This window comes from Mycobacterium intracellulare ATCC 13950 (assembly GCF_000277125.1).
GTDB classification, from domain to species: Bacteria; Actinomycetota; Actinomycetes; order Mycobacteriales; family Mycobacteriaceae; genus Mycobacterium; species Mycobacterium intracellulare.
The window spans coordinates 2,990,560-3,003,590 of record NC_016946.1 but is presented as its reverse complement, the minus strand read 5'-3'; the positions used below and the strand labels follow the sequence as shown (position 1 = coordinate 3,003,590).

Annotated in this window: 13 protein-coding genes; 5 read left to right on the top strand and 8 right to left on the bottom strand. The window is 68.2% G+C overall.

The genetic code is table 11. The annotated features are described in order from the left end of the window. Nucleotides 1-48 precede the first annotated feature (48 nt). Complete coding sequence (locus OCU_RS38910) at nt 49-738, top strand: PadR family transcriptional regulator (RefSeq protein ID WP_009956802.1); 690 nt, start codon at nt 49-51, stop codon at nt 736-738. A 175-nt stretch (nt 739-913) separates the two neighbouring features. Continuing rightward, nucleotides 914-2,311, top strand: coding sequence for an HNH endonuclease signature motif containing protein (locus OCU_RS38905; protein ID WP_014380269.1), 1,398 nt, complete (start codon nt 914-916; stop codon nt 2,309-2,311). 74 nt (nt 2,312-2,385) lie between these two features. Here OCU_RS38905 and OCU_RS38900 read toward each other — a convergent pair whose 3' ends face one another. Next, complete coding sequence (locus OCU_RS38900; protein WP_080587932.1) at nt 2,386-4,128, bottom strand: 3-ketosteroid-delta-1-dehydrogenase; 1,743 nt, start codon at nt 4,126-4,128, stop codon at nt 2,386-2,388. A 101-nt stretch (nt 4,129-4,229) separates the two neighbouring features. Between OCU_RS38900 and OCU_RS38895 the strand changes: the two genes are divergently transcribed. Genes OCU_RS38895 through OCU_RS38885 form a run of 3 tightly spaced genes read left to right on the top strand, consistent with a single transcriptional unit; the run spans nt 4,230 to nt 6,468 of the window. After that, nucleotides 4,230-5,369, top strand: coding sequence for a Rieske 2Fe-2S domain-containing protein (locus OCU_RS38895; protein ID WP_014380267.1), 1,140 nt, complete (start codon nt 4,230-4,232; stop codon nt 5,367-5,369). Then, on the top strand, nt 5,369-5,656 hold the full coding sequence (locus OCU_RS38890) for a hypothetical protein (protein ID WP_008257273.1): 288 nt from the start codon (nt 5,369-5,371) through the stop codon (nt 5,654-5,656). Before OCU_RS38895 ends, OCU_RS38890 begins: the two co-directional genes overlap by 1 nt. Further along, nucleotides 5,656-6,468 carry an SDR family NAD(P)-dependent oxidoreductase gene (locus OCU_RS38885; RefSeq protein WP_014380266.1) on the top strand — a complete coding sequence of 271 codons (813 nt, stop codon included), beginning with the start codon at nt 5,656-5,658 and terminating at the stop codon, nt 6,466-6,468. Before OCU_RS38890 ends, OCU_RS38885 begins: the two co-directional genes overlap by 1 nt. Nucleotides 6,469-6,481: 13 nt before the next feature. On the opposite strand, the gene OCU_RS38880 is transcribed toward OCU_RS38885, so the two are convergent. The 7 genes from OCU_RS38880 to OCU_RS38850 all read right to left on the bottom strand — a co-directional run bounded on the left by OCU_RS38880 (nt 6,482) and on the right by OCU_RS38850 (nt 12,994). Further along, nucleotides 6,482-7,264: an SDR family NAD(P)-dependent oxidoreductase gene (locus OCU_RS38880; protein WP_014380265.1), complete on the bottom strand. Its 783-nt coding sequence runs from the start codon at nt 7,262-7,264 to the stop codon at nt 6,482-6,484. 17 nt (nt 7,265-7,281) lie between these two features. After that, nucleotides 7,282-8,358, bottom strand: coding sequence for a hypothetical protein (locus tag OCU_RS38875; protein WP_014380264.1), 1,077 nt, complete (start codon nt 8,356-8,358; stop codon nt 7,282-7,284). Nucleotides 8,359-8,404: 46 nt separating this feature from the next. Continuing rightward, nucleotides 8,405-9,388: an alpha/beta hydrolase gene (locus OCU_RS38870; RefSeq protein WP_014380263.1), complete on the bottom strand. Its 984-nt coding sequence runs from the start codon at nt 9,386-9,388 to the stop codon at nt 8,405-8,407. A gap of 12 nt (nt 9,389-9,400) precedes the next feature. Next, complete coding sequence (locus tag OCU_RS38865) at nt 9,401-10,270, bottom strand: SDR family NAD(P)-dependent oxidoreductase (RefSeq protein ID WP_014380262.1); 870 nt, start codon at nt 10,268-10,270, stop codon at nt 9,401-9,403. Nucleotides 10,271-10,272: 2 nt separating this feature from the next. After that, a complete protein-coding gene (locus OCU_RS38860; RefSeq protein WP_009957264.1) occupies nt 10,273-10,761 on the bottom strand; it encodes a nuclear transport factor 2 family protein in 489 nt (162 codons plus the stop codon). A 71-nt stretch (nt 10,762-10,832) separates the two neighbouring features. After that, nucleotides 10,833-11,858 carry an acyl-CoA dehydrogenase family protein gene (locus OCU_RS38855; RefSeq protein ID WP_014380261.1) on the bottom strand — a complete coding sequence of 342 codons (1,026 nt, stop codon included), beginning with the start codon at nt 11,856-11,858 and terminating at the stop codon, nt 10,833-10,835. Continuing rightward, complete coding sequence (locus OCU_RS38850; RefSeq protein ID WP_014380260.1) at nt 11,855-12,994, bottom strand: acyl-CoA dehydrogenase family protein; 1,140 nt, start codon at nt 12,992-12,994, stop codon at nt 11,855-11,857. The genes OCU_RS38855 and OCU_RS38850 overlap by 4 nt, the downstream gene beginning before the upstream one ends. Nucleotides 12,995-13,031: the final 37 nt, after the last annotated feature.

The window sequence follows — 13,031 nt, the reverse complement described above, 5'->3', positions numbered from 1 at the left end:
AGCGGTCCATGTCCCCCAATCTAGGGTGCGTGTTGTTAACCTGGCCACGTGGACTCCGAAACGGACCCTGCCAGCAAAAAGCCGACGAACGCGGCATTGGCCGCGACCAGTCGCGCGTTGCTGTGCATGATGTCCTACGAGGAGGAGATCTCCGGCTACGACCTCAAGAAGTGGATCGACTGGAGCGTCGATCTGTACTACTGGAGCCCGTCCTACAGCCAGATCTATACGGAGCTGAAGAAGCTGGAGGGCTTGGGACTGGTCACGTCGCGCGTCGAGCGGGACGAGGGCACCCGCACCCGCCGGCTCTACAAGATCACCGAAGCCGGCATGGCGGCCGCAATCGAGTGGGTCAACGACGCGCCGGTGGACCCGCCGGTGCTCAAACACAGTGTGCTGCTTCGGGTTACGTTCGGTCACCTCACCAATCCGGCTCGGCTCAAGGAACTGCTGCAAGAACACGTGGCGTTCGCCGATGCCCGCCACCGCAAGGCGGTGGAGGATGCCGACGGCGCCGAGGGCGAACCCGCATGGGCGTATTCGGTGATCGCCTTGCGCTGGGCGGCGAAGTACTACGCCGCCGAGCGTGAGTTCGCGCTCGAGCTCATGAAGGACATCGACGAGGCCGACGCCGTCCTGAAGAAGGCCGAGAAGGGCGGGTTCGGCAAGCCGCGCCCCACGCCGGGGTATTGGCGGGAAATCGAGAAGCAGGTCCAGGCGAAGCGCGGCGCCGACTAGTTCTGGTTCGATTCTTCAGACTAGTTCTGGTGCGCCTTTCCGGCGCCGTCGCTCGTTTCGGCTCGTGCGCGCGGTTTCGGATATCGGAAACGGATATTGAATTCCCTTGTGTCACTGTGGTTTCTGTGGTCACATTGCGGGGTTTTGTGTCGGTGGGCCTCGATAGTTTGACGGTATGGGTTCGGGCGGCGTCATCGATCGGGACGCGATTAGCGCGGCCTTCGACGCGCTCGATGCCGCGATCGAGGGCGTGGCGGGGCTGAGTTTTGATGCGCTGGTTCCTCGGGAGTGCCTGGCGCTGTTGGAGCGCTGCGAAAAGACGCGCCGCCGGCTGCCGGTGGCTGAGCATGCGTTGATCAATCACCTGGCCCGCCAAGCCAGCATCCAAGAACTCGGCGCCAAACTCGACCAGGCGATCGCCGACCGGCTGCGGATCAGCCACACCGAGGCCGCCCGGCGGGTCAAAGACGCCGCCGATCTGGGCCCGCGCCACGGCCTGACCGGTGAACCCTTGCCCCCGGTGTTGGCCGCCACCGCCGCCGCCCAGGCCCGCGGTGAACTCGGCGCCGCCCATGTGGCGGTGATCCGCCGATTCTTTCGCCGCCTGCCCGGCTGGATCGACCCAGCCACCCGCGAGCGCGTCGAGGCCGACCTGGCCGGCCACGCCGCCTATCACCGGCCCGACGAACTCGACGGCCTGGCCCACGTCCTGGAAGATTGCCTCAATCCCGACGGCCTCTTCACCGACGAGGACCGCGCCCGCAGCCGCGGGGTGACCCTGGGCCGCCAACAGGCCGACGGCATGTCGGAGTTGCGGGGCCTGATTACCCCCGAACTACGCGCCACGCTGGAAGCCGTGGAAGCCAAACTCGGTGCCCCGGGCATGTGCAACCCGCTCGACGACATTCCGTGCGTGGAGGGGACGCCCAGCCAGGCCGCCATCGATCGTGATACCCGCTCGGCTGCTCAGCGCGGCCACGACGCCCTGCTGGCCGGGCTGCGTGGGCTGTTGGCCTCCGGGGAGTTGGGTCAGCACAACGGGTTACCGGCCTCCATCATCGTCACCACTACCCTGGCCGAGTTGGAGGCCGCGGCCGGGCGCGGCCTGACCGGCGGGGGCACGATTTTGCCGATGAGTGAGGTGATCCGCCTGGGCCGCCACGCGCATCACTACTTGGCGATTTTCGATAAGGGCAAGGCCCTGGCGTTGTATCACACCAAGCGGCTGGCTTCCCCGGGGCAGCGAATCGTGTTGTACGCCAAGGACCGTGGTTGCACCGCCCCGGGCTGCACCGTGTCGGGTTACTACTGCGAAGTCCACCACACCACCGACTACAGCACCTGCCACAGCACCGACATCAACCAGCTCACCTTCGCCTGCGGCCCGCATCACCGCATGCTCGACCCCGGCGGCTGGAGCACCCGCAAAAACTTCCGCGGCGACACCGAATGGAAACCCCCACCCCACCTCGAGCGCGGCCAACCCCGCACCAACACCTACCACCACCCCGAAAAACTCCTCCACCACGAACACGACGACGACGAAGAAGCCGACAATCCCGGCGCCGCATAACACTTTTCGCGATCGCCGCGAGCTCCGATGGCGCCGACCCGCCTCGCCCGGCTGCGCCGCGCTCACGATCGCCGCTAGGTCCGATGGCGGCGACCCGCTTCGCCCGGCTGCGCCGCGCTCGCGATCGCCGCGTCCTGAGCCGCGATGTAGCCGTACACCAGACCCTGCGCAATCGTCGCGCCCGCACCCGGATACGTCGTGCCGAACGCGTTCGCGGCGGTGTTGCCGATCGCGTACAACCCGGCGATCACCCCGCCGTCCTCACGCAGCACCCGCGCCCGCTCGTCGGTCCTGAGCCCACCGCAGGTGCCCAGATCGGACAGCACCACCTTCACGGCGTAGAAGGGGCCGTTGACCAACGGACGCAGATTCGGGTTCGGCTTGACCGTCGGGTCGCCGTAATAACGGTCGTACGCGCTGCGGCCGCGGCCGAAGTCGGGATCCTCGCCTGCGGCGGCGTTGTGGTTGAACCGCGTCATCGTCTCGAAGAACGCCGACACCGGTACACCGATCCGCGCGCCCAGATCGGTGAGATTATCGGCGCGGGCCGCAATGCCGGCGTCATACCAGGCCTGCGGGACGCGCATGCGCGGGAACAGTTCGGCGCCAAAGACATAACTGTTGCGGTACTGCTGGTCGAAGATGATCCACATCGCCTCGACCGGGCTGCCGGATCGCTCCAGCTCGAGCACCCGCTGCCCGAACGACATGTAGTCGGTCGCTTCGTTGGCGAACCGGCGCCCGTGCTGGTCCACGATGAGGCAGCCCGGAAGCGACCGCTCGGCCAGCATCACCGCGGGCGCCTTGCCGGGCAACGGCGCGATGGCGGGGAACCACCACGCCTGATCCATCAGGTCGATGCCGGCGCCGAGTTCCTGGCCCGCCCGGATGCCGTCGCCGGTGTTGGCCGCGGCACCGAGGCTGAGATCGGCGCCCAACGACTCCGATTGGAATTTCCACCGCATGTCCATGCTGTGGTCGAAACCGCCGGTCGCCAGCACGACGCCGCGCCGGGCGGTAATCGTCACCTCGCGGCCGCCGTGATCGACGACGGCGCCCGTCACGCGCTCGCCGTCGCGGACGAGCCGCACGAGCGCGGTGTCGGTCCACACGGGGATCCCGGCCCGCAGCACACCGGTGAACAGCCCGGCCGCCAGGCCCTGACCGCCCGCCGCGTAGCGCCGGCCCACCACGCGGCCCGCCACGCCCTGCGCCAATCGCTTGCCGTACGTGGGAATGCCCTTACGCGGCATCCGGGCGACCAGATTCATCCAGCGGTAGTCGGCGCCCGTCGTCGGCATCGGAACACTGACCTCCATCAGGCCGGGCTCCAGCCGGGTGCGGTACGCGCCGAGCAGCGAGGTGTCGAACGGACGGCATTCGCAGGTGCGCCCGGCCGCGCTGCCACCGGGCGCCTCGGGGTGGTAGTCGGAATAGTCGCGGGCCCAGAACAGCCGCAGCGGCGTCATGCGGCGCAGCATGTCCACCGTCGCTGACACGTGCGCCAGGAACCCGGCCGACCGCTGCGCGGGCGCCGACCCGGCGACCACCGAGTCCAGGTAGGCGCCGGCGCTTTCGGCGCTGTCGCCGGCGCCGGCCTCGGCCAGCACCGGGCTGGCCGGCAGCCACAGCGCGCCGCCGGACCGGGCGGTCGAGCCGCCCACGTACGACGATTTCTCCACGATCAACGCCGACAATCCGGATTCGTGGGCGGCCAACGCCGCCGCCATGCCGGTGCCGGAGCCGACGACGAGCAGATCCACGGCGGTGTCGGCCACGGGAAGCCCGGCAGGGATCGTCGTGCTGCGCGTCGTCACGTTCGAAACGGTAGGCCGCGCAGGCGCGATACCGGAAGAGCCGTCCTGATGAGTGGAACAACCCGGCCCACACGCCGGCCCGGGGGAGTTGAATCGCGCCCATGACGTCGCAGACTGAGGCCGACGAAATCCGGTTGATAGAAGCGCAGGCGGCGCCGACGCGGTTCGCCCGCGGCTGGCACTGCCTGGGACTGATCCGGGACTTCGCCGACGGCAAACCTCACGCGATCAACGCCTTCGGACAGAAGCTCGTCGTGTTCCGCAGCGGTGACGGCAACATCAACGTGCTCGACAGCTATTGCCGGCACATGGGCGGCGACCTGTCCCAGGGCGAGGTGAAGGGCGACGAGATCGCCTGCCCGTTCCACGACTGGCGCTGGGGCGGCGACGGCCGCTGCAAGCAGGTGCCCTACAGCCGTCGCACCCCCAAACTGGCCCGCACACAAGCCTGGACGACGCTGCAGCAGGACGGCATGCTGTTCGTCTGGAACGACCCCGAGCGCAAACCGCCGCCACCGGACGTGACGATCCCGCGCATCGAGGGCGCCACCAGCGACCAGTGGACAGACTGGCATTGGTACACCACGGTCGTGGGAAGCAACTGCCGCGAAATCATCGACAACGTCGTGGATATGGCGCACTTCTTCTATATTCACGGCTCGTTGCCCACGTACTTCAAGAACATCTTCGAGGGGCACGTCGCCACGCAGTACATGAACGGCGGCAGCCGGCCGGACATGGGTGGCACCGGATCGCAGATGCTGGGGACGACGTCGGTGGCGTCCTACTACGGTCCCTCGTTCATGATCGATGACCTGACGTATCACTACGAGCATGGCGACGCCAACACGATCCTCATCAATTGCCACTATCCGATCGACGCGAATTCCTTTGTGCTGCAATACGGCATCATCGTGAAAAAGTCGGAGGTGATGCCCGACGACCAGGCGATGGAAACCGCGATCACCCTCGGCGACTACGTCAAGCTCGGTTTCGAGCAGGACGTCGAGATCTGGCGGCATAAAGCGCGCATCGACAACCCGCTCCTGGTCGAGGAGGACGGGCCGGTGTATCAGCTGCGCCGCTGGTATCAGCAGTTCTACGTCGACGTCGCCGACGTGCAACCGGACATGGTGGATCGCTTCGAGTTCGAACTCGACACGACCCGGCCCTACGAGGCGTGGATGAAAGAGGTCGAGGCGAACCTGGCGGCGCGGTCCGCCGCGGCCGGCTCGGTGTGATGGCACTCGACTGGTCCGCCAGGACCGACAATCGACTGGTCGACACGCCCATGGCCCCGGTCACGTGCCGCGAGTGCGGTGCGCGGGTGCTGGCCCGCAAGAGCAGCTGGAACCAGACGAGTGTGCAGTGGAACGCCGATGCCGCGAAGCGCTGCATCGAGCGCCGTGAGGCCGAGCGCCTCGCCGGTCATCATCGCGGGCCGTTCCTGGTGTGTGCCGCGCTGCGGGACTCGATCCAGGCCGCCGTGGCCACAGGAGAATTGGCGGTCGTCGACCCCGTAATCTGATGACCGTGAATGGTGCATCACGCGTCGCCGTCGTGACAGGAGCCAGCCGCGGCGCCGGACGCGGTATCGCGGCCGCGCTCGCCGCCCGCGACTGGCGGGTGTATGGGACGAGCCGCACCATCAGCGACGCCCCACCCGGCGTCGTGGCCGTCCGTGTCGATCACGGGGACGACGACGCCGTCAAGGGCTTGTTCGACCGCGTGCAAGACGAGTGCGGCCGCCTCGACCTCCTGGTCAACAACGCCGCGGCCATCTCCGACGCGCTGGTCAGCCCAAAGCCCTTCTGGGAGAAGCCACTCGAGCTGGCCGATGTGCTCGATGTGGGATTGCGATCGTCCTACGTCGCGTCATGGTGCGCCGCGCCGCTGCTGGTCGCCGCCGGCCGCGGCCTGATCGCGTTCACGTCCTCGCCGGGGTCGGTGTGCTACATGCACGGTCCCGCGTACGGCGCGCAGAAGGCCGGCGTCGACAAGATGGTCGCCGACATGGCGGTGGACTTCCGGGGCACCGGGGTCGCGACGGTGTCGATCTGGATGGGCATCCTGCTGACCGAAAAGCTCCGCGCCGCTTTCAGTGCGGATCCTGCGGCGCTGGCCGCAATGGCCGAGCATGCCGAAACACCCGAATTCACCGGGCATTTGATCCACGCGTTGTTCTGCGATCCGCACCTGGAGGAGCTGAGCGGGCAGGCGCTGATCGGGGCGGAACTCGCTGAGCGTTATGGGATCACCGACGAGGGCGGCCGCCGCCCGCCGTCGCACCGGGACATGCTCGGCTCGCCCCGGACGCCGAGCAGCGTCGTGGTGCGCTAGCCGGGCGGGACGCTCAGGCGTGCGCGCCGCCGTCGACGCGAATCTCCGTTCCGGTGACGAATGCCCCGTCGTCGGAGGCCACCATGGCGATCACCGCGGCGACCGCGCTTGCGTCGCCAAGGATTTCGCTGTCCGCACCGTGCAGCAGCGGAGTCTGCTTGGCCCACAGGCCCAGGTCATAGCCGTCGGGCATTTTCTCGAGCGTGCTGTTGGCCAGCGCCGTCGAGATCCCGCCGGGCTGGATGTTGACCGCGCGCAGCCCTTGCTTGGAGTACTCCAGCGCCAGCGAATGGGTGAAACTCAAGATGCCGCCCTTGCTGGCGGCATACGCGGCCATGTAGGGGTGGGCGAACGACGCGGCGGTCGAGGTGAAGTTGACGACGACACCTCGGCCGGATTCGAGCAGCGCCGGTAGCGCCTGGCGCGTCATCAGAAAGGTGCCGGTCAGATTGACCGCCAGCGTCCGGTTCCAGTCGGCCAGCGTGGTCTTGTGAGTGTGCGAACAGGTCTGCACCGCAGCAACATTGACCAGTACCTCGAGGCCGCCCAGGTCGGCCACCGCGGCATCGACGGCGGCAACGACATCGTCCTCGACGGAGATATCGAGCACCGCGGTGGTCAGTCGCTTGGCCGTGCCGGCCTCGTCGGCGGCGGCCGCCGTGCGCGCCAGCCCGTCCGCCGAGACGTCGTAGGCCACGACGGTGGCCCCCTCGTCGAGCAGCCGGGCCACGGTGGCCTGTCCGATGCCGGAGCCGGCACCGGTGACGATGACGCGCCGATCGGCGAAACGATCCACGGTGCAAGGCCTTTCGGTCACGCCAGTTGGAAGGCGCTGATCGGGGCTTCCTCCGGATAGGTGGCCGGGCCGCCCAGGTCATAGGCGGCGTTGAGCGCGCTGATGAACGCCGGGTCGTGCAGCGGCTCGGCCGGGATGTCGAGGTCGATGCCCTTGCCCTTGAGGTCGTCGACCATGATGTCGATGGCCTTGTCGATGGTCAGGTCGTCGCTGCCGTCCATGTTCTTTTTCAGCTCGTCGAAGTCGGAGAACACTTCGGCCGACCAGTGCACCAGAAACCGCAGCTCGTCGGTGTGGTGGCGGGCGATCACGTCTTCGCCGTTTTTCAGCAGCCAATGCTCGCGGCTCGTCGGGTCGCCGGCGAACACGGTGTCGAACGCCAGTCCAGGCGGAATCTGTTGATCCAGTGGGCCATTCGCCTCACCGCGGTGCACCATCATCTCGTTTTGCACCACCACGCCGCGGTTGTTGATCGGCGGCAGGATGCGTTGTGGCGCCTTGAGCGGACCGTGCGGCCAGTAGGTGAAGCCGCTGCCGGCATCGAGTGAGAACCAGGTGATGACCTGCGCCATCTTGATCAGATAGTCGCGGAACAGGCCGGATTTGCCCATGACGCTGGTCAACCAGGTCGGGGCGTTTTCGTGCCGCACACCGCGGAAGCTCGGCGAATCCAAGTGGCCGGGGTCGCGATTGGCGCACGGTCCGTTGATGTTGAACAGCATCAACTGGGGCTTGGCGTATTCGGCGTTCCAGTACTCCTTGGCCATCTGCAGGAAGCGCTCGTTGTAGAAGCAGTCGTGCAGTTGCGGGTAGAGCACGGCGCCGTAGTTCGCGAGGTAGCCGCGGAAGGTCGGGGTCAAAAACAAATCCAGCGACGGACTGAACCCCTCGGGGAACATGCCGCTCATCGTCGCCATCAACTCGTCGGCGGACGCGAAGTGCTGCGCGATGATCAGCTTCCACGGGCCTTCCGTGCGCACCACGTCGAGAAGGCGCTCGCGCTGGTCGTCGGTGTAGACGTTGTCGATCTCGCGGGGCGGCGCGGCCGGTCGCAGCACGTCGGAAAGCTCCATCCGGCGCTCGTCGGTGAGCATCAGCGGTCTCCTTTGTCGGTTCAAGGTTGGTTGATTGTGCGCAGCATCACGGCGATACGGTCGACGGCTGTCCGGTGATCGGGACGACAAACCGAAGCGGATGGGCGAACTTGGCGCGCAGCAGCGCCCCGATCTCCGCGAGGGCCAGCCGCCCCCGCGCGGTGGCATCGGAGCGCATCAGAAAGCCGTGGTACATCCCGGGATAGCGGGTGACGGTGGTCTGCACGCCGGCGTCGCGCAGCCGGTCGGCGTAGCGCTCACCCCAGTCCCGGATCGGGTCGCAGCCCCCGGTGACCACGATCGCCGGCGGTAGGCCCGACAGATCGGTCGCGTACGCGGGAACCTGATACGGGTCCGTGGGCGGGCCGGCGTCGCCGTCGGCCAGCGCGTGCATGTACTCGATGTCATCGCGGGTGAGCAGCGGTGCGTCGGGCATCGCGGCGATCGAGGCGACGGACATGTCGCGGTCCAGGCCGGGATACAGCAGCACCTGCGCGCAGATGGCCGGCCCGTGGCGATCCCGCGCGGCGAGCGCCACCGCCGCCGCCAGCGCACCCCCGGCGCTGTCGCCGACCACCGCGAGCCGCTCGGCGTCGACGCCCAATTCGGCGGCGTTTCGCGACACCCATTCGGTGGCGGCATAGGCGTCGTCGAACTGGGCGGGCGGCGCTGACTCCGGGGCGAGCCGGTAGTCCACGGCCACCACGGTGGCCGCCGCAGCCGAGGCGAGCTCACGGGCCAGCGGTTCGAACGAGCGGTTGGATCCCATCACCAGCCCGCCACCGTGAAAATAGACCAGCACCGGGCCGCCGGAAGCCGTTGTCGGACAATAAATCCGGACCGGCACGTCGTTGCCGTCGCTGGGGACGAGCGTCTCGGTGAGGCTGGCCATCTCGGGCATGTGTGGTGGCAGCGGCGCGGATTCGAGTCCGGCGCGCACCGCGGTGAAACCCCGTTGCCGCATCGGAGCGATCTCGCCGAACGAGGCGATGCGGGCGGCCGCGTCGGGATCCAGTGCGTGCGGGGTCATGTCGCGGTCACGTCAGTGCGGTGCGGATTCGAACCGGGTCTCGGTCCGCAGTCGTGGGGGTTGTTGGGCGGCCAGCACATTGGCCCGCTCGGCCATCGCCGCGCCGACGCTGTCCGGGTGGGTGTGCAGATAGAAGCGGCCCTCGGCGGACTGTCCGAAGATCCTCTCGGCGGCTTCCAGCGGATCCATGGACGCCGCCTTGATACCCAGCATGGACGAGCGTTGGGTTTCGGCGGCGGCGTCGCCCGCCGCGCCCGGGTCCACGCCGCCCGCCGACTCGAAGATGTTGGAGCGCACCGGCCCGGGCAGCACGGCCTGGACGTGGATGTGATGGTCGTGTCCCGTGGCCTGTACCTCGAGGTGCAAACATTCGGTCAACGACAACACCGCGTGCTTGCTCACGATGTAGGGCGCCTGCAACGGGATCGCCACCACCGCACCCACCGACGCGATGTTCCACACCCACGCCTGGTCATCGGTGGCCATCATCTTCGGCAGAAAGGCCCGCACGCCGTGGAAGACGCCGCTGACGTTGACGTCCATGACGCGTTGCCAATTGGCCACCGGCGTATCCCAGAGGTAGCCGAATTGTTCGATCCCCGCGTTGTTCACCAACAGGCGCACGGGACCGGCGTCGCGGTAGGCGCGGTCGGCGAGGTCCTGCACGGCCTCGGGGTCTCGCACGTCGCAGACGACATCGTGCGCCACGCCGCCACCGGCGGACAGCTCCTCGCGCAGCGCCGCGACCGCCGCCCCGTCGACGTCGGCCAGCACGACCGTCATGCCCAACCGGTCGGCGTACCGGGCCAGCCCGGCGCCGACGCCGGATCCGGCGCCGGTGATGACCGCGACGCCGCCCCCGAAGATGCCCCGAGCGTCCATGACTATGCGCCGGCGCCGCTTTCGGCGTGCAGGTCCGAGAGCAGGACCGAGTTGGTGGCGTCGAGGATCACGTCCATCTCGGTGAACTCCAGGCCTAGTGGGCCCGCGCCGCGGCGCCGGACGCCCACGTTGACCACCCCGCTGGACACCGCGAACGGCACGAAGTTGGCGATCTGGTTGACGAAGATATAGAAGCGCGCGCGGGTGACCCCGTCGTCAGCGCCGGTGCGGTGCACGTTGGTGGCGTGGTGGCGCAACGGGTAGGGGCTTTGCTTGCGGTGCTCGGACAGCCATTCCATCACCGCGTCACGACCGGTGAGCTCCGGTGACATCAGCTCTTCGAATGGGCTTGCACCGGAATCGCTTCGGGTCAGGTAGCGGACATCCTCGGCGTAGCTGCGCCGCAGCTCGTCGTAGTGGGCCTCGTCGTAGTGGTACCAGAAGGACGCGATGAACTCCTGTAATTCCGGCAGCGTGATGTCGGTGCTCATGGGCACGAGTCAACTCCGGTGTGGTCCCGGTAACATCGCCGATGCCCGGTCAGTGGAACACGGCCTGGAATTCAGCCGGTGATCAGCTCCCACAGGGCTCCGGCGCTCGCGTGCATCGCCGCGTCGGTGAGCCGTTCGTCCCAATACCGCACGGAGCCGAACTCCGAGCGCCACGCGAGCGCCGCGCGGGTGAACTCGTGCAACCGGTGCTCCCGGGTGGTGCCGATCGCGCCGTGCACTTGGTGGGCGTTGCGCACCACCACCGAGGCGGCGTGGCCGCCGCACGAACGCGCCACGGCCACAAGGAATTCCAGGTGCGGCGCCGACCATTGACCGATGACCCCGGCGTGCAGTGCGGCCTCGGTCGCCGCGCGGGCGAGCGCGGCCTCGGCGGCGATATCGGAGATCAGGTTCTGTACGGCCTGGAACTTGGCCAGGGGGCGACCGAACTGGACCCGCGCGGCCGCGTGGTCGACGCACAGCTGCAGGATCCGATCCAGGGCGGCGCTCACTTGGATGGATCGCACCAGCGCGGCTTTCAGCCGGAGCTGGGTGAGCAGCGCCGCGGTGACCGGGATCCCTTGCAGGTCCGCCGGCTCGGCGGTCACCGTGTCGCGTGGCTCGCCGATCAGGTTGCTGCCCGGGGTGATCGTGAGCTGCTCGGCGGCGACGTCGGCAACCCGGTGTCCGCCCTCGGCGCGCCACACGACCACGATCCGGTCGGCGGAAGTGGCCCAGGGCACCGCCGTTGCGGTTCCCTGCTTGTCGAGCACGCACACGGTCCGAACCGCGTCGTCCGAGGGCATTTCGCTGGCCTCCAGCAGCCAGCAGGCCAATAAGTCGTGCTCGGCCAACGGGATTCGAACCCCGTGGCCGGCGGCCGCGGTCACCAGTTCGGCGGCTTCGTACCAGGTTGCCCCGCTACCGCCGTGCTGTTCGGCACCGGTCAGGCGAACGAGGCCGAGTTCGTCGAGGCGCCGCCACAGCGCGGGGTCGCGCTCGATCGTCGCCGCGGGCGGGTGCTTGTCGCGGTAATCGGAGAACACCGCGTCCATCATCTCGACGAGGGCGCCGTCAACGGAGGGCCCGGCGCTCATCGGATGCCCAACCCGCGCGCGAGCACACCGCGCAACACCTCGTTGGTGCCGCCGCGCAGTGTGAAGCCGGGCCGCTGATCGACGGCCGCGCACACCAGGTCCGAGAAGGCCGAGTCGGGGGCCTCCTGCAGGTCGGCGAATTCCGCGATGTCGCCTTCGGTGGTGGTGCCCAGCACCTTGACGACCGCGGCGGGCAGGTCCGCGGGTTCGTGCCGTTCCAGTGCGCCCGCCACCGCGGTGGACATCTGATGTAGGCCGGCGATGCGCGCCACCAGGCGCCCCAGATCGGGGTCGCGCGGGGTGGCGTTTGACGCCATGCGATCGGCGCAGGCCGCCAACAGCACGAACGTCGACAGGAACCGCTCGGGCCCGCTGCGTTCGAAGGCGAGCTCGGAGGTCACCTGTTGCCAGCCGTTGCCGATCTCACCGAAGACCATGGCGTCGGGGACGAAGGCCGATTCCAGGATCACCTCGTTGAAATGGTGGGCGCCGTTCATCGACACGATCGGCCGGATCTCGACGCCGGGGCCCCGCAGGTCGACGATGAACTGGCTCAGCCCGGCGTGCCGGTTCGCCGGGTCCACCGGTGCGGTGCGTGCGAGCGCGATGAACGCGTGCGCGAGGTGGGCGCCCGACGTCCACACTTTGGTGCCGGTCAGCGACCAGCCGCCGTCGACGCGGGCGGCGCGGGTGTGCACGCTGGCCAGATCGGAACCGGAGTCCGGCTCGCTCATCCCGATGCCGAAAAAGCATTCGCCGCGCACGATCCGGGGCAGGAACTCCGACTTCTGGTGCTCTGTACCGTATTTGAGTAGCGAGGGCACGATCTGGCGATCGGCGATCCAGTGCGCGGCCACGGGTGCGCCGGCGGCCAGGAGTTCCTCGGTGACGACGAACCGTTCCAGGAATGAGCGCCCGTGCCCGCCGTATTCGGTCGGCACGGTCATGCCCAGCCACCCGCGGGCCGCGAGGGCGCCGGTGAAACTTTCGTCCCAGCCCGTCAGCCAGGCGTCGACCGAAGGGGTGAACGCGCCCGCGGCCAATTGATCGGCTAGAAAATCGCGCACCTCGTTGCGCAACTCCTGGGCGATCGCGGCGTCGGCACTGGCCGGCGGGACCAGACGGGGGAGTGCCATCAGCGCGTCTTCAGGGTGTCGGTATCGAGAACTGGGC